Raw genomic sequence first — 19648 nt, forward strand, 5'->3', positions numbered from 1 at the left:
GGAGAAAGAATGAAAAAAGTAATAGGTCACAACCAGGCCAAAAAAAAATTAATGAACAACTTATCTGTTCAGTCTTGGCTGATCTGTGGTAAAAAAGGTATAGGAAAAGCAACACTTGCAAAATCCTTCTCCAATTGGTTACTCATAAAAAGCTATAATGAAGTAGCATTGGACTTACACATTGTTGAAGGTGATACTATCGGAATAGAAAAAGTCAGAGAAATGAAAAACTTTCTACACTTAAGTCCCATTCAATCAGAACACAAAATAGCTATAATAGATAGCTTAGAGGCAATGACTAATAACGCTAAAAACGCAATATTGAAAATATTAGAAGAGCCGCCAAAAAATTCTAAGATATTTATAATTAGCCATAAGCCATATGATATACAAACTACTATCCAGTGTAGGTGCTTTCAACTAAATTTACTTCCATTAACTTATGACGAAACAAAGCAAATTGCTTCATCTCAATGTAAATTTGATGATCAAACGTTTGACGAAATGATTACTTTATTTCCTGGAACGCCAGGAATGATAATAAATGCAATAAGTAGTGATGCTTATGAAGCATATAAATGCTTTTATAAATTTCTTCATGATTTAAAGAATCCCAATATGATTAATAAAGTAATTAATAGCGAAATCGAACTAGAACTAGCATCATATATAATTCAGGCCTTCATTTTAGAAAGCATAAAGAGAGGGGTAAATGATGTTAAAATTCTGCTAAGTCAGTGGGAAAAAATAGATGAACTTTTTGTTGTTGCTAAGCAACTCCACTTAGATAAAAAGCATGTTTTAGCTAAAGTAGTTAATATCATGACATAAGTTTACGAAGTATAATACTTTTAACATAAATTCATGATAAAATTCTGTTAATTTAATACTCGAAGTATATAATTTGACTGATAACAAATTAACTGTATGGCAATCAATAGAAGTTTTGACGAAAGCTATACTGAACATGCAGAAAGAATTAAGTTCAATCAAGAATATAGCTTTAGACCAAGACGTCACCTTAGAAAAAGGAAAGGAGTTATTAAGTGGCATTTATGAAGCAAATTTTAAGCTAAACAAGGCAATCAATATAGCTACTTTGCCAAAAATTGGCTATCATATGCTAAATGGTGAGCTTGTTGTACGCAATCATATCACGGAAGAGGAAGTAAAGATTCCTAGAGATTTCCATTACCTTAAAGTCGTAAAATCCGATCATGATGATTATAAATTAACGTTTTGTAATTTTTTATACCAATTCTCATTGTTGGTCAGTCAAATAGGAGAAATTGCAGAGTTGTTTAATTGTGGAGCTGGCAAGAGAAGTAATAAATTTGCACAAAGCACCCTAAAGCAGAGCAATTGTATCGTATATTTTATTGCGCAAAATGTTCTGTTTTATATATAACCAAAGCCTCTCAACAAGATTTAGCTCAGGTGAATATGTAGGTAGGTATATAATGTCGATATTTTTAGGTACCTTTAAATTTTTTGACCTATGCCAACTAGCACAGTCCATAACGAGAAAAGCCTCTCGTGTTTCTAGATATTGCGACATCTGCTCAAGAAATATGTTCATGCAATCAGTGTTGACATTTGGTGCAAATAAGCTAGAACTCTCTCCATTTCTAGGATTAACCGCACTATAGAGATAGAAATTTTGCCTAACTAATTTTGTTTTAACCTGTGTTCTAATCCCCTTTTTAAACCACCCATGTCCAACCTTTGAATGTGTGCCAAACCTTGATTCATCAAAGAAAAATAGCTCTTTTTCTGGATACTTGCTAATAGCTCCATTGAGATTTTTTTTTGAATTCCTCTTGTTTGCTTTTATCTTGTCCATTATGAACTGGTCTGGGTGTAATATATGAGAATTTCATCTTTTGCATATAGCGGTGTACTGTAGATTTGCTGATATTTAATCCGAACTTTTCCTGGATTCTTATTCTCATTTCTTTAATGGTAATATTAGGATTTTCTTCTATCCACTCTTCAATTTGCCGTAGTTGATCCTGATTTAATTTAGTTTTTCTACGCCGTTGTGGAGGAGTAAACAGTTTTTCTTTTCTGCCAAATTTCAAGAGTTTTACCCACGAAGTTAGTGCGCTTCTTGAAATGCAATATATTTTTGCTACAGCCGCTATACTGTGCTTTTTTGCTGCAATTACAGCATTTAGTTTTTTTGAAACATATGCATTGTTCCTTACTTTCTTCAGCATTTCTTTTGCTGATTCTACTACTTTTTCATCCAATAATTTTAATCTTAATGCCATTTATACCTCAACTATTTTACTTGCTTCATTATGGCTTTTCTTCCATCATTGTCCATCTGGTTGCCTTGTAATGGGAATTGGTATAAGACTATATTATTTGGATTTATACCCTTTACAAGCAACATGTTTACCATTGCCATTCCTGCTTGAACTAACTTTTCACCGTTTGTTAGAAAATTATATAGTGCTACAAATTTCTTTCTTTGCCAGAGGAACTTTATAATATCTTCTATATCTTTGTTTTTTCCTGATTCTTGATCACAAGCTTCCGCATTTATTACTGGATTTTCACCTATGAGTCCTTTTTTGTAACGCTTTATCCACTCAGGGCTGACTTCATTTTCCAAAAAGCTTTTAATTCTGTGTTCTACAAATTTCTTCTTAATAAAGTCAGAGTCAAAAAACATCCATAAGCAAAGTACGACAAAACATATGGTAGCCAAAATTGATAGCACTACCGACGAAAAACTAATCCCGTAAGCACTTTTTTTGGTTTTTGATTTTTATACGCCAAGTACAACAACGCAGCAAAAGCAGTGGACGATATAGCAAAATATAACCATAGTGATACTATTCTCCTATTGAATTTTTTTTCTTCAGCTTTTAATTCTTCTTGGAAGAATTGTGGATTAACAATTCTAGAGAAATAGGGATAGTCAAAATAATGTTTAACTAACTTACTTTCTTGCTTCCCAGGTGCATTTTTACCGAGTGCATTAACCTTAATACACCCAAGTACTCCAAAAAAGTTTATCACGTGTTTTGCATTTTCTTCTGGCTTGATATTACCATTGGTGTAATAAATAACTTTCATTTTATTGTTAATAAATATTAAGCTATTTTAACATAAAGATCAAAAAAAACAAGAGAATATAAATATGAATAACCAGTATGATGAAAAGCTTATAAGAAATTTCCTATGATTCCTTTTAAGCGAGTTTTGAATTTTTGAAATGTCATGACATTGTTGATACGGTTATCAAGAAACGATAAAGTATCCGCAAAATCTTCTGAATAATCATTGATAAAAAAAAGTATCGTACTTAAGTACACTCCAGCTAATATTGCTCTTTTTGTATAGTAGTTAAAATCTGTTGATTGATCATGAATGCCATACCAAATCGCGCTAATAGTTCTGTATAAAAGTTTACTAGAAAAATATGTATTTTTTGGTGATACAGAGAATAATAAAACATTTTTTAAAAGTTCTCTATAATTCGGTAGCTTAGCGTAGTTTGAAAGGCGTATTTGAATAGCTAACTTTATTCGTTCTCGTACCCTCATAACCTCTAAATTAGAATTTCTTAGTTCAGCCTCCATTGAGCTATTTAAGTTTTCTGCTATGTGCTCCAAAGCACTATATATTCCATTCTGAAATTTGCAAAAGCTATTAGCTAGATTAAGGTCAGTACACACCTTTAATAGGGTTTCATCGCTTATCCCTTCAAATGGAATAACCCTAATTAGCTTATCTATTATTAACTTTTGTTCCACAGTAGCATTATACTAAACAGCATGTGTGATTGTACCTGAGATTTTCAAACATTCTACAAAATGCTTCACCACGTTCCTCGAAATTTTTCCATTGATCAAAAGAAGCACACGCGGGAGAAAGTAATATTGTTACTTCTTCTTCGCTATTTATGGCCTCTTCAAAAGCAAGTTTAAGTGCGTTTTTCAAATTGCAACATTTTACGAAATCTACTTTATTCTCCATAGTGTTTGCAAAGGCTTCGGTTGATTCCCCAATAAGAAAAGCTTTTCTAATCCTTGTGAAATGCTTGCTTAATGATTCTATTCCACCTTTTTTGCTTCTTCCACCAACGATCCAATTTATGTTTTCATAAGATAAGATCGCCTTTTCGCTCGACTTGGCATTAGTTGCTTTGCTATCGTTCACGAAAAACACATTTCTTATTTTGCCAAGCAGTTCATTCCTATGCCTCAGTCCTGAAAAGGACTTGATTCCATTGATAATAGTGTTGCTATCTATTTTAAGCAGCTTACATACGGCATATGCGGCTGCTATGTTTTCTGCATTGGATATTAGGTTTATTTTCACGTCGCTTACTGATAAGCTATGATTCTCTAGTTTTAACGAGATCTTCTGGATCCGAGTAGCCAAGCACTGGGATGACAAAAGAAGTGGCTGGAATGACAAAGAGGATGACATCGAAGCTGAGATTGGAATTTTGTTTCCAGTGAATTTGTTGAATATGTCAGCAGTAATCTCATTGTCACATCCTATTACGGCAACCTCACTACCGTTTATCAGTTTTAATTTAGTTGCTATGTAGTTCTCCATACTTCCATGCCTATCTATGTGATCTGGTGTAATATTGAGCAGTGCTGAAATGTCCACGTTAATTTTATTCATCAGCTCCAGTTGAAAAGAGGAAAATTCAATTACATAAATTTCTGCATCTCTTTCTAGATCCAAAACAGGAACACCTAAATTTCCGCCAATAGCCACTTTTTTCCCTGCAGATTTTAATATGTGCCCTATTAGTGATGTAGTGGTTGATTTACCATTTGTTCCTGTGATGCCTATTACCTTCTGGTTTGTAGTTTTAGCTTCAAGAAATAGCTCAATGTCTGATTTTATTTTGCAATCAAATCTCCTTGCAAGTTTTACTATCCAATGTGGCTCTGTTGGCACTCCAGGGCTTAAAACCAATGCACTGATCTCATGCCAATTGTATTCCTTGGGATGAATAAAATTACATTTTTTATACATCATTTTTGCATTTGCTATTTGCTCTTCATGATCATCCCATGCATATATTCTTGCACCATTCTTTACTAGAGCGTTAATGGCGGATAAACCAGTTTTACCAAGACCAAAAACCGCGACGTTTTGATTTTTGTATTTGTTTAGTTGCACTGCTAGATAACTTATGCGAACCATTTTATAAAGATATCGTACAAACTACAACAGACTTCTTGCATAGGTCACAACTGTCATTCAGTAGAAACGAAAAAACTTCCTTGACAAACTCCGCCAGCCCCCTTAACATGAAACTGAAGGTATTCAGTTATCTTCATCTGTGCAGATTAAACAGCAAGAAAACAACGTAGTTGGCGTCTTATTTTTAATTTTTTGCACTATGTGCACCTTATGTCTTCACAACATTTCTTGGTTTTTACCTATATAAGCTGAAACGCGCTTATAAGTTGTTTAAGACAGTATAGTACGCCAATTTGCAGGATTAGAGAGTGACAACTAGCTAACACGGGATTTCTTTTGCATTTTTTTCTGCTTAGTAAATTTCTTAAACATTTATGACTAAAGGTTAGTTGCATTAAAAAGCAGCTGAGTCGCGGTTATTAAACGTTTAAAACATAAAAAAACGCCAATACTGAAAATAGACAATGACCAGGGCTTCTTTTGTCTTTTTTTTCGTTTGGTAAATTTCTTAATGTTTATAGCTAAAAGAGCCCAAGAGAGGTCAGCGCTTGATGCTGGAATCCAAAAAAAAGGATGATGTCATCCCAGTGCTCCTTTTTTTGTCATCCGAGTAGCTGACACTGGGATCTAGGAATTTTATTAAGTATAAAAGTTATGTTAAAATGCACCATTTATGGAAAACTAGATCCCAGTGTCACGCACTGGGATGACAGAAGAGGGGCTACTAGGATGACAAGAAGAGGGCACTGCCCTCTTGGATGGAAACCAGTGTCAGCTACTTGGATGAAAGAAGAGGATCTACTTGGATGACAAAAAATAGGCACTGGAATTGCAAAGAGTTTGCAAATATTAGTTATTACCTGTAGAATACAGAGAAATTAGTAAGGATTTTAATAGGAATAATATGCCATCTGTTACTTTTGTTTTACCTGATGGGAGTAAGAAAAGCTATGAAGCTGCAGAGGGAGAAACTCTGCTTAATTTAGCCCACAGAAGTGATCCAGATCTGCTTGAAGGTGCATGTGAAGGCTCTCTTGCTTGTTCTACATGCCACGTGATTGTTGATCCAGAATTTTATGATGCTGTAGAAACGCATAATCCCATATCTGATGAGGAAAACGATATGTTAGATCTAGCCTTCGGCTTAACAGAGACATCAAGACTTGGGTGCCAAATAAAAATCACAAAAGATATAGACGGTTTGTGTGTAACCATACCAAGGGGTACAAGAAATATATCATTGGATAAACAGGGGAATAATTAGCTATGCGTAAGATTTTTATCTATATTATCATCTCTTTACTTTTGTTTATTCCTGTAGCGTATAGTGGTTTTTGGTATTTTTCTGCATGTAAGGTAAAAAATCTTTTAGCTGAAGCAATACTATACATTAACGACGAAAAGTTTGATATTTCACATGATTTCAGTGGACTTCCTTCTAACCTAATTTTCCGTGTGACAAACCCAAAATTTTCCAATAAGCAATTAACCATCTCATCTGATGCTTTATTGATAAAAAATAGATTGTTTGATAAATCAGTATATATCTACATACCAAGCAATGAAGTCAACATTGTTGTTCATGGTGATGAGAAAAAGAATATAAAATGCCACACAAACGATAGCAGCCACTTTGTTGTTAGACTAAATGATTTACCATCTTCATTGCGATTCAACAGAAATAGTACCGTGATAGACTATATAGATACACTTCGTTACGCAGATTATGGATTAAAATGTGATGTTTCAGAAAATCAGCAAAGTGTTATAACTGAAGTGAATGATAAAAGCAATTACATTCAATTTCACCTCGATAAAGAACCAAGTGGAAATACTAAACTAGGATTTGATTTTTATACTTATCGGTATAAAAATACTGCAAGTCCTAAAAGTTACCTTAGTATCGACACTAAATTTGATTACGAATTTGTAAACCACATCTCAGCTTCCAGAGTTAATTTCAACATAGAGAAATTTTTAATTCAAAGTAATAATTTTTCTCTTGCTGCAGATGGTGGAATGCAAAATTATAATTTGGTTACGTCTTCATTTAAAGACAAAATCAACGTGGCTATATCAAATTATAAAGAATTAATCTCGTTTATGATTGGTGACTCAAAAACTTCAGATGCGTTTGAAAAATTAATGTCTTCCTTATCAGAAAAAACAACTGATGACAGCGTTCAATTTTCAATAAAGTACGATGATGATGTAGGGTCAAGCTTTATTGGAAAGTTATCCACCACTGATTTTATGAACCAACTCAGTAAAATAACCCAATTAACCAAGGATGAGAGCAGTAGTTAGTTTACTTTTCATATTGATATTTCACTCAGGCGTAAACGCTTTTACTCTGGATAATAAACTCAGAGATAAAAGCATGGAAAAACGAGCAACCAGTTTATTTGAAATAATAAGGTGTCCAATATGTTCTGGCGAATCATTGTCTGAATCTGGATCTCAGATTGCGTATGATATGCGAGAAGCAATTCGTAAAAAAATCAATGATGGATACACAGATGAAGAGATAATCTCAGAGTTAAAAAATTCTTACGGCAATTCAATTATAACTACCCCACCTAGCACTTACATTTTGTGGTTTATTCCACTCACAACTCTGCTTATTGGGTGTTTTTTAATACGAAAGTATATCAGTATGTCCAGTATATTTAAACCTTTTATGTAATGTAACCGTTCACAGATTTCCACTTAATTCTTCAATCTCACTAATAGAAAGGCCTGTAAACTTGACAATAGTGTTAACATCAACATTATTAGCCAGCATTGCTTTTGCGACTTCAATTTTTCCTTTCTCTATACCTTTTTGTATACCTTTCTCTTCAGCAAGATCAAGTCTGTATTCAAGAATGGCTTCTTCTTTCCGTAGATCCATTATTCTTTCTTCGTAAGCTACTAAATCTTTTTCGTTCCAACGAAACTTGTCTAATTCATCATATGCTAGCTTTATTATTGGCGCTTTTTCTGCTATCTCTTTTAAGTCCTCTTCTGTTGTTTCTTCTGCGTATTTAAAAAAGAAACACCACCTTTCTACTATACTTTCTAACTGCTCTACTTTACTTTTTGAAAATTTGGGCAATTCTATAAAGATAAATTGAAAATCTTTTAAGTAATGTCCGTTGGTTTTTATATCACGTATATTATGAGTAGAGATATAATCAACTTCTTCAGGAAGTAAGTTACAATTTGATATAGCAATAAAGAAGACTTTCTTTAAATCAATGTAGTTGCCAGATTTATCTAATTGTCTTGAGTAGGCTTTAGCGGCATATAATTGAGCGCGTTTTTCAAAGCCCTTGTCTCTAGCGAGCTGCATTTCTGCTATATATCTATTTCCGTGAGAATCCTTACAGAGGACATCAACAATACTCTGTTTATCAGAAGCAATCTCAGGATCCATAATAGTGCTAAGAAACTCAACTTCTTGTATTGCATTTATCTCAGTAAACCCTAAAATATCGTTCAAAAAGTGGATCAGGATATTCTTATTTTTTTCCGTTCCAAAGATTTTTTTGAAACACAAATCATTGCGAGGATCGAGAAATTTTGAAAGAGCCATGGCAAAAATGCTTGAAAATATTAATAATTATACACTATTATTAACAATTATTCAACTATATTTTTGAAGATAGCTAGTTTCTGTATTTACTTTAAATTGAAGAAAGCTCAAATGAAAGATCTTGTTTTTCACAGAATGCAGTCTAACAGTGAACGGTTACAAATAAACTATTTTGATAGTTAATGGGGTCTAGTTTTGACGTATGGACTATCCAAAGAAAAGGGTGGTATCATAACCTCAAAAATTTTTATGCTTTCTTCATTCAGAAATTCATACTTACCCTGCATTATTCCTGACGGTGCATTTAAGTATGTTCCACTTGTGTATTTAAATACCTCTCCAGATTTTATCACAGGTTGTTCTCCGATAACACCAACTCCGGCAATTTCATTTATTTTTCCCTTATAATCTATTATTTGCCAATGACGACTTAATAATTGAATAGTTGATTGACTTTTGTTTTTTATCTTAACGTTATACATCCATACATAGCAATTTTCATAAGGAATGGATTGCTCTTCAATATAAATTGGTAAAACTGTAACTTCAACAAAGTTGGTAGTTAGTGTGTACTCTATCATTATAGAATATTCATGATAAAAAGATAGTATTTTAATTATATACTTTTTTCATAGATTTTTCAAGTATACTTTAATTAGGAAATATCAATTTATAGTATGAACGAACCAGATGCGCTTAGCAAAAAAGTAATAGGAATAATAGGTGGTGGACAATTAGGTAAAATGATTGCTATCGCTGCAACAAAACTTGGACAAAAAACACATGTTTTTGCCAGTGCTAAGGACGATCCGGCTTGCTCTGTTGCTGATGATTTCACAATAGCAGATTTCTCTGATAAGAAAGCGCTTGAATCTTTTGCACAGAGTGTGGATTTGGTCACTATTGAGTCTGAAAATATTCCATGTAGTGCAATTGATATCGATGTAAATTTTTATCCGGGTAAAAAAGCGTTACACATTGCGCAAAATAGGCTTAGAGAGAAAGATTTCATTAGAAGCTTGAGTATAAAAACTGCTGAATACAAAAGTATACAAAATTATAATGAGCTATTAGAAAGCAGTAGAGCTTTTGGCTATCCAACAAGGCTGAAAACAACAGAAATGGGTTACGATGGAAAAGGGCAATATGTGCTTGAGAATGATTCTGAAGTGAAGCAATTTGCTTCCTTTGATTGGAATACAGAGTACATGCTTGAAGCAAGTGTTGATTTACTGAAAGAGGTTTCAATAGTCATTGCAAGAGATAAAAACGGTAAAGTAGCTTTTTTTCCTATAGCAGAAAATTACCACGTTGATGGAATACTTGATACTTCAACAGTGCCAGCTAAAATAGATAGCAAATTAACTCAAGAGGTACAACGAGCTGCAAAGAAAATAGCAAATGCGCTCGATGTAATAGGAATTCTGGCTATTGAATTTTTTGTTACTAAAGATAACGAATTGTTAGTTAATGAACTAGCTCCAAGACCTCACAATTCTTGCCACTGGAGCTTGGATGCATGTAACGTTAGTCAATTTGAACAGCTGGTTAAGATAATATGCGGGCTACCTATGCAGGAAGTAGTATTACGCTTTCCTTGTATGACGAAAAATATAATAGGTAATGATACATATGATTCTCATAAGTATTTGAGCAACGAAAAAGCTAGTTTAACCATATATGGGAAAAAAGAGGTTAGAGATAAGCGTAAAATGGGACATGTCAATATAGATTTAAGTTAATAGTTTTTCTACGTCATTCCGCCACAACTGTACGAACATTGTGATATGATGAGATGTTACATAGTAAACGGTGTCACTCTAGCACGTATTTGTACGAACATTGTTATTTGAGCACACCAGGAAGGATGTCATTCAAGTAGCCCCTTTGTTGTCATCTGAGTAGCCCCTTTCTCGTCATCCCAGTGTCAAGCACTGCCTTTGTGTTTGTACGAACATTGAGATATAAGAGTCAAGAAAAAAGATGTCATCCCAGTGCCCAGACACTGGGATGGATCTGTTGCAAGGTGATGTTTTACTCGCTTGCTTTGTCAGCTCTTTTACATATTTTTCTGCTTTCTCAATAATCTCATACTTTATGGCAAAATCATTATCTGGATCAACAGAGCCGTTTTTTGCTGGAAGATCCCTCACATGTCCAAAGGATGCAGCTACTTTGAACTCTTTACTCAAATATTTACCTATCGTCTTTGCCTTCGCCGGCGATTCAACTATTAATAATGCCATATTGTTAATTATTACTACTTAAAGATAATATGTTGAGGAATATGCAATGAAATGTAAAAAAATATTTTAATTGGCCCTTCTGATTTTACAAACTGGGTTGTGGAACGTTTTCAGAAAATCTTTGGACCTTGCTATTTTCAAGTGACTTTGAAGGCTGATTACAACAATATATGATTGCAGCAGCAACCAGACAACAAATTGCTCCAACTGCTATCCCTACCGCTAACATTTCTAGGTGAACTGCAATAGCTATTCCAGAAATCACTCCAGCTATTGCCAATGCAGAAGCAGCTACAACAAGTACTTTATTTCTCTTTTCACTTCGTGGAGCAGCATCACTTGGGTTACTTGGTTGTTGATTATTGTTCTGGATGTCATTTTCTTGATCCGAAACTAGTATTTTATACCAATTCTCATTGTTGGTCAGTCAAATAGGAGAAATTGCAGAGTTGTTTAATTGTGGAGCTGGCAAGAGAAGTAATAAATTTGCACAAAGCACCCTAAAGCAGAGCAATTGTATCGTATATTTTATTGCGCAAAATGTTCTGTTTTATGTATAACCAAAGCCTCTCAACAGGATTGAGTTCAGGTGAATATGGAGGTAGGTATATAATCTCAATATTTTTAGCTACCTTTAAATTTTTTGACTTATGCCAACTAGCACAGTCCATAACAAGAACAGCTTCTCTTGTCCCTAGATATTGCGACATTTGCTCAAGAAATACATTCATGCAATCAGTGTTAACATTTAGTGCAAATAAGCTAAAACTCTCTCCATTTTTAGGATTAACTGCACTGTAGAGATAAAAATTATGCCTACCTAATTTTATTTTAACCCGAGTCCTAGTGCCTTTTTTAAACCATCCATGCCCAACTTTCGAATGTGTGCCAAACCTTGATTCATCAAAGAAAAATAGCTCTTTTTCTGGATACTTGCCAATAACTTCATTGAGATTTTTTTTTGAATTCCTCTTGTTTACTTTTATCTTGTACGTTGTGTACTGGTCTTGGTGTAATATATGAAAATTTCATCTTTTGCATATGGCGGTGTACTGTAGATTTGCTGATATTTAATCCGAACTTTTCCTGGATTCTTATTCTCATTTCTTTAATGGTAATATTAGGATTTTCTTCTATACATGCTTCAATTTGCTGTAGTTGAGCCTGATTTAATTTAGTTTTTCTACGGCGTGATAGAGGAGCAAACAGTTTTTCTTCTCTGCCAAATTTCAAGAGTTTTATCCACGAAGTTAGTGCGCTTCTTGAAATTCAATATATTTTTGCTACAGCCGTTATACTATGCTTTTTTGCCGCAATTACAGCATTTAGTTTTTTTGAAACATATACATTGTTCCTTACTTTCTTCAGCATTTCTTTTGCTGATTCTACTACTTTTTCATCTAATAATTTTGATCTTAATGCCATTTATACCTCAACTATTTTACTTGCTTCATTATGGCTTTTCTTCCATCATTGTCCATCTGTTTGCCTTGTAATGGGAATTGGTATTACATTCAGAGTTTTCTTCCTTTTTGCTCACTTTTATTGGTTTACTTAACACTAATTTCTCATATGCATCTAATAGATACAATTCTGCTAATCTATTCACTTCATAACTACAACGAATACAAACTATTAATTTCTTGTTGCCCATTAGCTCTCCCATATGTTATTCATCGAGACATATGGTTATTTGATCACTAGCTCTATAAATAAATTCAACTCTCTGTTCTTTTTGTAGAAGCTTTCGGGAAATAGTTTTCTCAAGTTTCAGATTTCTTCCAATATTGTTGGCGGAGTCCCTATGACGGTTCGCGGTGGTATGACGATAACCTCGTCATCCCGCTACGTGTTAGCGGCTAAGAGATACCGCGGCGGTATGATGTAGGGGTTGCCGAGAACTTGTCATTCCAGTGCTTGACACTGGAATCTAGTTCTTATTGTACATTTACTTGGTGTAGAGTTAAGTTTCCTGGATCCCAGTGTCTGGGCACTGGGATGACACCCTGACAATCGTCATCCCGCTGCTTGTTAGCGGGATCTATGCTAAGAGATACCGCGGCAGCATGACGTAGGACTGCTGTCATCCCGCTACGTGTTAGCGGGATGAAAATGTTGTACCAAGACCACGGTAGCTATAAAATTATCAAGGGAAGTACCACACACTTCCCTTCTTTTTCAAAATAAGTTTACCTACAGGTCTGATTGTATTAAGATTACTTAATACAATCAGGTCTATTATATGCGTTTATCCAAATATTACCTACCAACTCTAAAGGAAAAGCCTACCCATGCTAAAATTATCTCCCATCAATATTCTTTACGTGCAGGTTTAATAAAGCAGATAGCATCTGGCATCTATACGTGGTTGCCTCTTGGTCTGCGCGTGCTTAAGAATATTGAAGATATTATCAGAGATGAAATGGATAAATCTGGTGCAATTGAAGCATTAATGCCTTGTGTGCAACCAGCAAATCTTTGGCGAGAATCGGGACGTTACGATGATTACGGTAAGGAAATGCTACGTATAAGGGATAGGCATGAGGAAGATATGCTTTTCGGTCCAACGCATGAGGAGGTAGCAACTGATCTAATTAGAGATGTGGTAAAAAGTTACAAAGATTTGCCACTTTGTTTGTATCATATCCAGTGGAAATTCCGTGATGAGGTAAGACCACGTTATGGCGTTATGAGAGGTAGGGAATTTTTGATGAAGGATGCGTATAGTTTTGATGTAGATTACGAAGGTGCACTGAATTCATATAATTTGATGTACAAAACTTACATAAAAATCTTCAAACGCATGGGACTTACTCCAATTGGAGTGAGAGCGGACACTGGGCCAATTGGAGGAAATTTGAGCCACGAGTTTCATATATTGGCAAACACTGGTGAGAGCACTTTATATTATGACAATAAATTTTCTGAACTACTGGAAAGTGAAGATGTTGAAAGTTTGAAGAATATATATGCAGTTGCAGATGATATGCACGACCCTAAAACTTGCCTTGTGCCGCAAGAGCAGTTAAATGTTAGTAAAGGTATTGAAATAGGGCATATTTTTTATTTTGGCGACAAATACTCAAAGCCTATGAAGGCAAGTGTTACTTCTCAAGATGGAAAAAATGTCAACATGCATATGGGTTCGTATGGCATTGGGGTTTCAAGGCTTGTCGGTGCAATAATAGAAGCTTTTCATGATGATAAGGGAATTATCTGGCCAGAAGCGGTAGCTCCTTTCAGAATTGGTTTAATCAATTTACAAACGAAAGTAACGGAGGCTGCAGATAAAATATACAAAGCTTTGAAAAGTGATGAAGTGCTTTATGATGATACGGAAGGAAGTATAGGAGTAAAATTTTCTAGAATGGATCTGATAGGCTTGCCGTGGCAAATAATTGTTGGAAAAAAGGCAATAGATGAAAATATAGTTGAAGTAAAAAATAGAGCAACTGGAGAGGTAAAAGAAATGCAGATTGAGGAAGCAATAAATCGCTTTAGCACAAAATGATACGCGGTATCGGCACTGACATAGTATATATACCAAGAGTATTGAGAATATTACAAAAATACGGGGAAAAATTTCTCAATAGAATCTACACTGAAAAAGAAATAGAGCTAAGTAGAAAGTATAATAGTCAAGAAATGCGAGCAAGGTATTTTGCCAAACGCTTTGCAGCAAAAGAAGCTTTTGTTAAAGCACGAGGTACTGGATTTAGCCAGGGCATTATAATGAAAGATATAGAAATATACAGCGATGTAAGAGGAAAACCATATATTGCTGTCAGAAAGGATTTCATCTCAAAGGACTACAAGATTCATCTTTCTCTGAGTGACGATGGAGATTACGCTACTGCATTTGTTATAATTTGCGTCTAGCAGATATTGTTTCAATTTATGCAGTTGACTTTATGCTATCTATATAGCTAAACTGACTTAGGTTTACCGACAATTTGAAAAACAACAAATTCATCATTCCGCTACTAGTTAGCGGAATCTATGCCGAGATACCGCGGTGGTATGACGTGTTAGCTATAGCATACACAAACAACTAGTTTGCCAAAAAACATGGCGGTTTTTCTATGATTTGAGTATAATTTTAGCTTTACCTAAACAGAAAATTTAATGGACTATATCTTAATGTATCTTTCCTTACCATTTTTAATCACTGAGAATTACTTATTAATTACTGCGTTGATTCCGCTTTTAAGTGCTTTTGTTATCTTTTTTACTGGTAAATGGCCCGGAGTGAACAATAGTATTACTGTCATTTCTTCTGTACTTCTGTTTACGTATACGTGTCTGTGCACTTTATATTGGGTATATGGTGATCATTCTCAATTTATTCTCATGGATTTTGGTAATAATTTGCACATTAGTTTAAAGCTAGAGTCTACCGGAGTAATATTCAGTTTATTAATATCGTTTTTATGGATACTAACCAGTATATATGCAATATGTTATATGCAGAATAACTATGCTGATAGCAATCACTCAAGTTTTCTATGCTTTTTTTCAATATCGATTAGCTGTGCAATGTTTATTGCTTTTTCTGGAGATTTGCTCACTACATTTGTTTTTTATGAGCTTCTAACTATTAGTACATACCCTCTGGTTACTTACAACTCAACAAATGAATCAATGATTGCAGGGCGCTATTACTTTGGCGTGCTATTTTTCTCTTCTTTAGTATTATTTTTTCCTGCAATAGGCCTTTTATATAATGAATTTCATACTTTAGACTTTGTAAGTGGTGGAATATTCAAATTTGATACTTCACTCATCACTTTCATTGCAGTGTGTTTTGCTATGCTGATTTATGGAATAGGAAAAGCTGCATTAATGCCAATGCATTTTTGGTTACCAAAAGCAATGGTTGCACCAACTCCTGTGAGTGCACTATTACATGCTGTTGCTGTTGTGAAATCCGGAGTTTTCATCATCATAAAAGTTATATTATACACTTTCGGCGTCGATAACATGCAACGTTTTGTGCAGCAAAATTGGTTCGCTGGAGGGTGGCTTCCGTACGCTGCTGGATTTACTATTATTACTGCATCATTGATTGCATTAAAGCAAAAAGAATTAAAGAAATTGCTTGCTTACTCTACCATCTCTCAATTGTCGTATATTATATTATTTGCTTCAATTTTTAGTGAGCTCAGCATGAGGGTTGCAATTTTTCAATTAGTTTGCCACGCATTTGCAAAAATCACTTTGTTTTTCATTGCCGGAGCAATAATAACGAAAACAGGTGAGAAATATATAGATAAGATTCACGGTATAGGACGCAGTATGCCAATTAGCATGACAGCATTTGCTATAGGTGCATTGTCTATGATAGGGGTGCCGCCTGCTCCGACTTTTTGGGGTAAATTTCTCATTTTTCAAGCTGTTTTCAACTCTGGCAATGTAATACTTTCTGTGTTTGTAACTCTAGTGTTAATTGTTAGTACTATACTTAACGCTCTGTACTTTTTACCGATAATTTACAATGCCTTTTTCTTAAAACCTTCTCAGAATTACTTTATTAAAAAAACGCCAATTCTTCTAGTTTTACCTCCAGTTATTACTGCTACATGCACTTTAGTTATTTTTTTAGCTACCAAGTAATATTTTAAAATCTGTATTTATAACCATTAACAATAAATTTAAATGGTATTATACCAGCCAGAGTTGCTTTTATACTCGACAAAGTGAAGCTAATCTCCACAGTATGATCTTTCACCTCCTTATTTTGCTCGGTTGTAAAAACTACAGTAGCATTTCCAGCAAATGTAACTAAGTCCTTGGTCGATCGATCAATAGATAATGTTATTACATTTATGTTGGCAGTTTTTCTTTTGGATGAAGGTAAACTAACAGCTTCATTGTTCGTTTTTTCCTGAAAGCCTTGATAGATTTTATGTATAGAATTGTTTCTTACAAAATTTTCTTGGTACTTCGGTTCAACGATATTAATGGACTCATATATTTCAATATATTTACTTATTAAGTACCTCGCTGTGGAAGTGTATTCATCTTCCTTTTTACTGAAACTAAGCTTATGCATTGCAGAGAACTCATCTTCTGCGTGGTTCATATACTTCACAAAATTTAAATCTTTTTTAACAGGAAATAACAGGTATATATTCAGTAATAATAAACATAAGCATACTAGGAGAAGTGACACTATTAATGCCATCCAAGATCTTTCTGCTGCACAAAACAGATATCTATGGCAGTACCATTCGACTGCTTTACTGAAATAACTTTTGTTTTTTACTGATTCAAGCAATTTATCTTCCATAACACAATAACCCAATTATAATAACAATAAGATTAGATACTCTGAAAAAAACTTTAAAATATGTCTAAATTTTCCAAAATAGGATGAATGATTATATCACCTTGTTCCGCAATAAGGTAGAATTTATCGACTTTGCTCACATCTACATTTATCATTTTTACACTGAAATTTTCAGGATTGTAAATATTACTTTCAGCACTTTTGTGATAATTATAATAATGTAGGTTATTTTGATGATCAAAATAACCAAATTCATCAGCGAAGGTTCCCACTTTACCACTTTTGACTAGCCTAAATAGATCAATTACATGGTTTTGGGATCCAGGCTCAATAGGCCCTTCTGCAGCAAAAAATTTAGGTGCATGACCAACATATTCCTTAAATTCTAGATTATGAGTCTTTTTTATACTACCAAAATCCACAAATTTATATTCATCTGAAATACCAGAATATTGTGGATCATACTTTTTATATTCAAAAAACTCATTACCTAATACCAATTCCCACTATACAAAGAACGGATAGACAATAATGGAAAAAAAGCCATACTAAAGTAAGTGAAGTAGCGAGGTATAAATGGCATTAAGATCAAAATTATTGGATGAAAAAGTAGTAGAATCAGCAAAAGAAATGCTGAAGAAAGTAAGGAACAATGTATATGTTTCAAAAAAACTAAATGCTGTAATTGCGGCAAAAAAGCATAGTATAACGGCTGTAGCAAAAATATATTGAATTTCAAGAAGCGCACTAACTTCGTGGATAAAACTCTTGAAATTTGGCAGAGAAGAAAAACTGTTTGCTCCTCCATCACGCCGTAGAAAAACTAAATTAAATCAGGCTCAACTACAGCAAATTGAAGCATGTATAGAAGAAAATCCTAATATTACCATTAAAGAAATGAGAATAAGAATCCAGGAAAAGTTCGGATTAAATATCAGCAAATCTACAGTACACCGCCATATGCAAAAGATGAAATTTTCATATATTACACCAAGACCAGTACACAACGTACAAGATAAAAGTAAACAAGAGGAATTCAAAAAAAAATCTCAATGAAGTTATTGGCAAGTATCCAGAAAAAGAGCTATTTTTCTTTGATGAATCAAGGTTTGGCACACATTCGAAAGTTGGGCATGGATGGTTTAAAAAAGGCACTAGGACTCGGGTTAAAATAAAATTAGGTAGGCATAATTTTTATCTCTACAGTGCAGTTAATCCTAAAAATGGAGAGAGTTTTAGCTTATTTGCACTAAATGTTAACACTGATTGCATGAATGTATTTCTTGAGCAAATGTCGCAATATCTAGGGACAAGAGAAGCTGTTCTTGTTATGGACTGTGCTAGTTGGCATAAGTCAAAAAATTTAAAGGTAGCTAAAAATATTGAGATTATATACCTACCTCCATATTCACCTGAACTCAATCCTGTTGAGAGGCTTTGGTTATACATAAAACAGAACATTTTGCGCAATAAAATATACGATACAATTGCTCTGCTTTAGGGTGCTTTGTGCAAATTTATTACTTCTCTTGCCAGCTCCACAATTAAACAACTCTGCAATTTCTCCTATTTGACTGACCAACAATGAGAATTGGTATAATTTTTTATGCAAGAGGTCCAATCATTCACCGTTCTTGCAAGTGATAGCACTCTCACTTCTCTTGCACCGGAGTTTAAAATTTCTTGAGAGCAAGATCTTACAGTTGCTCCGGTTGTTACCACATCATCAACTAATATCACGATTTTATTTTTGATAATTTCTTTGTTGCTTGTTTTAAAAGCCTTCTTTAAGTTTTTTTCACGCTGTTTAAGTGAAAGACCAGCTTGAGGCGCAGTATGACGAAGACGTTTTATTGCAAATGGTGTATAGGATAAATTGGACAACTTACTCAACTCTTTTGCAAGCAATGCTGCTTGATTATATTTACGTTTAAACAAGCGCATTTTATGTAACGGTATAGGAATTATGACCTCTGCGTTCTGAAACGTATCCTGATTAGCTTGGTGTATCCACTTTGCATAGATTTTTACGTAATTCAAATTATCAAAAAATTTGAAATTTATAATCATGTTTTTACTATGTTGATCATAAGCAAAAACTGATCTTAATACTTTAAACGGTGGAGGATTGATGATGCACTTACCACACGTATGAATATTGTCTGAGATTACTACGCCACAAACATTGCAGTAATGCTTAGTTAGAAAATTGATTTTTTTGTTGCATTCACTACACAGATTAAGATTTTCATCAATGATATATTCGCAACTTACGCATACGTTCGGAAATATAAGATTTGTAGCTTTTTTTAGTAAGAGAAGGTTCACAATTCATTAAATATATTATAAAATTTA

The 19648-nt window shown here is 34.0% G+C and carries 17 protein-coding genes and 7 pseudogenes; 11 read left to right on the forward strand and 13 right to left on the reverse strand.

What is annotated here, in order from left to right; all coding sequences use genetic code 11:
- Positions 1–9: 9 nt before the first annotated feature.
- Together OPR24_RS00085 and OPR24_RS06445 are read left to right on the forward strand one after the other, a co-directional pair.
- Positions 10–831 (forward strand): DNA polymerase III subunit delta', encoded by an 822-nt coding sequence (locus OPR24_RS00085; protein WP_265033271.1) that lies wholly within the window; start codon positions 10–12, stop codon positions 829–831.
- 73 nt (positions 832–904) lie between these two features.
- A pseudogene (locus OPR24_RS06445) lies at positions 905–1252 on the forward strand (hypothetical protein); the annotation flags it as partial.
- A 9-nt stretch (positions 1253–1261) separates the two neighbouring features.
- Here the strand turns inward: OPR24_RS06445 and OPR24_RS00095 are convergent.
- The 4 genes and pseudogenes from OPR24_RS00095 to murD all read right to left on the reverse strand — a co-directional run bounded on the left by OPR24_RS00095 (position 1262) and on the right by murD (position 5181).
- Positions 1262–2273 (reverse strand): annotated as a pseudogene (locus OPR24_RS00095) (IS630 family transposase).
- A gap of 83 nt (positions 2274–2356) precedes the next feature.
- Positions 2357–3087 (reverse strand): annotated as a pseudogene (locus OPR24_RS06570) (alpha/beta hydrolase family protein); the annotation flags it as partial.
- An 89-nt stretch (positions 3088–3176) separates the two neighbouring features.
- Positions 3177–3767, reverse strand: coding sequence for a COQ9 family protein (locus OPR24_RS00110; protein WP_265033277.1), 591 nt, complete (start codon positions 3765–3767; stop codon positions 3177–3179).
- A gap of 7 nt (positions 3768–3774) precedes the next feature.
- Positions 3775–5181, reverse strand: coding sequence for a UDP-N-acetylmuramoyl-L-alanine--D-glutamate ligase (murD, locus tag OPR24_RS00115; protein WP_265033279.1), 1407 nt, complete (start codon positions 5179–5181; stop codon positions 3775–3777).
- Between the two features lie 654 nt (positions 5182–5835).
- On the opposite strand from murD, the gene OPR24_RS00120 reads away from it, so the two are divergent.
- From OPR24_RS00120 to OPR24_RS00135, 4 genes are all read left to right on the forward strand, one after another.
- Positions 5836–5991 (forward strand): WPE palindromic element domain-containing protein, encoded by a 156-nt coding sequence (locus OPR24_RS00120; RefSeq protein ID WP_265033280.1) that lies wholly within the window; start codon positions 5836–5838, stop codon positions 5989–5991.
- Positions 5992–6085: 94 nt separating this feature from the next.
- Entirely contained in the window at positions 6086–6445 is a 360-nt protein-coding gene (locus tag OPR24_RS00125; RefSeq protein ID WP_064125547.1) for a ferredoxin family 2Fe-2S iron-sulfur cluster binding protein, read from the forward strand.
- 2 nt (positions 6446–6447) lie between these two features.
- Entirely contained in the window at positions 6448–7488 is a 1041-nt protein-coding gene (locus tag OPR24_RS00130) for a hypothetical protein (RefSeq protein ID WP_265033281.1), read from the forward strand.
- Positions 7472–7867 (forward strand): cytochrome c-type biogenesis protein CcmH, encoded by a 396-nt coding sequence (locus OPR24_RS00135; RefSeq protein WP_264735675.1) that lies wholly within the window; start codon positions 7472–7474, stop codon positions 7865–7867. The genes OPR24_RS00130 and OPR24_RS00135 overlap by 17 nt, the downstream gene beginning before the upstream one ends.
- 9 nt (positions 7868–7876) lie before the next feature.
- Here the strand turns inward: OPR24_RS00135 and OPR24_RS00140 are convergent, their stop codons facing one another.
- Together OPR24_RS00140 and apaG are read right to left on the reverse strand one after the other, a co-directional pair.
- Entirely contained in the window at positions 7877–8758 is an 882-nt protein-coding gene (locus OPR24_RS00140; RefSeq protein ID WP_265033183.1) for an Rpn family recombination-promoting nuclease/putative transposase, read from the reverse strand.
- Positions 8759–8937: 179 nt separating this feature from the next.
- Entirely contained in the window at positions 8938–9339 is a 402-nt protein-coding gene (apaG, locus tag OPR24_RS00145; RefSeq protein ID WP_265033283.1) for a Co2+/Mg2+ efflux protein ApaG, read from the reverse strand.
- 96 nt (positions 9340–9435) lie between these two features.
- On the opposite strand from apaG, the gene OPR24_RS00150 reads away from it, so the two are divergent.
- On the forward strand, positions 9436–10500 hold the full coding sequence (locus OPR24_RS00150) for a 5-(carboxyamino)imidazole ribonucleotide synthase (RefSeq protein WP_265033284.1): 1065 nt from the start codon (positions 9436–9438) through the stop codon (positions 10498–10500).
- 291 nt (positions 10501–10791) lie between these two features.
- Here OPR24_RS00150 and OPR24_RS00155 read toward each other — a convergent pair.
- The 4 genes and pseudogenes from OPR24_RS00155 to OPR24_RS00170 all read right to left on the reverse strand — a co-directional run.
- Positions 10792–11004, reverse strand: a pseudogene (locus tag OPR24_RS00155) (toprim domain-containing protein); the annotation flags it as partial.
- Between the two features lie 85 nt (positions 11005–11089).
- Positions 11090–11284: a TomO hydrophobic C-terminal domain-containing protein gene (locus OPR24_RS00160; protein WP_265033285.1), complete on the reverse strand. Its 195-nt coding sequence runs from the start codon at positions 11282–11284 to the stop codon at positions 11090–11092.
- 133 nt (positions 11285–11417) lie between these two features.
- Positions 11418–12429: pseudogene (locus tag OPR24_RS00165) on the reverse strand (IS630 family transposase).
- A 28-nt stretch (positions 12430–12457) separates the two neighbouring features.
- Entirely contained in the window at positions 12458–12670 is a 213-nt protein-coding gene (locus tag OPR24_RS00170) for a hypothetical protein (protein ID WP_265033287.1), read from the reverse strand.
- A gap of 576 nt (positions 12671–13246) precedes the next feature.
- Between OPR24_RS00170 and proS the strand changes: the two genes are divergently transcribed.
- The 3 genes from proS to OPR24_RS00185 all read left to right on the forward strand — a co-directional run bounded on the left by proS (position 13247) and on the right by OPR24_RS00185 (position 16617).
- Positions 13247–14515 (forward strand): proline--tRNA ligase, encoded by a 1269-nt coding sequence (gene proS, locus OPR24_RS00175; RefSeq protein ID WP_265033289.1) that lies wholly within the window; start codon positions 13247–13249, stop codon positions 14513–14515.
- Positions 14512–14883, forward strand: coding sequence for a holo-[acyl-carrier-protein] synthase (locus OPR24_RS00180; protein WP_253309486.1), 372 nt, complete (start codon positions 14512–14514; stop codon positions 14881–14883). The genes proS and OPR24_RS00180 overlap by 4 nt, the downstream gene beginning before the upstream one ends.
- Positions 14884–15144: 261 nt before the next feature.
- A complete protein-coding gene (locus OPR24_RS00185; RefSeq protein ID WP_406833297.1) occupies positions 15145–16617 on the forward strand; it encodes a proton-conducting transporter transmembrane domain-containing protein in 1473 nt (490 codons plus the stop codon).
- Positions 16618–16621: 4 nt separating this feature from the next.
- Here OPR24_RS00185 and OPR24_RS00190 read toward each other — a convergent pair whose 3' ends face one another.
- Both OPR24_RS00190 and OPR24_RS00195 read right to left on the reverse strand, forming a co-directional pair.
- Entirely contained in the window at positions 16622–17293 is a 672-nt protein-coding gene (locus OPR24_RS00190) for a VirB8/TrbF family protein (protein WP_265033293.1), read from the reverse strand.
- 53 nt (positions 17294–17346) lie between these two features.
- Positions 17347–17787, reverse strand: a pseudogene (locus OPR24_RS00195) (hypothetical protein); the annotation flags it as partial.
- 82 nt (positions 17788–17869) lie between these two features.
- Here OPR24_RS00195 and OPR24_RS00200 point away from each other — a divergent pair.
- Positions 17870–18881, forward strand: a pseudogene (locus OPR24_RS00200) (IS630 family transposase).
- Here OPR24_RS00200 and OPR24_RS00205 read toward each other — a convergent pair.
- Positions 18860–19621, reverse strand: a complete 762-nt coding sequence (locus tag OPR24_RS00205) for a ComF family protein (protein WP_265033295.1) — start codon at positions 19619–19621, stop codon at positions 18860–18862. The pseudogene OPR24_RS00200 and the gene OPR24_RS00205 sit on opposite strands and share 22 nt — an antisense overlap.
- Positions 19622–19648: the final 27 nt, after the last annotated feature.

Origin of the sequence: Wolbachia endosymbiont (group A) of Sicus ferrugineus (assembly GCF_947251515.1) — a bacterium.
In the GTDB taxonomy this organism is placed as follows: Bacteria; Pseudomonadota; Alphaproteobacteria; order Rickettsiales; family Anaplasmataceae; genus Wolbachia.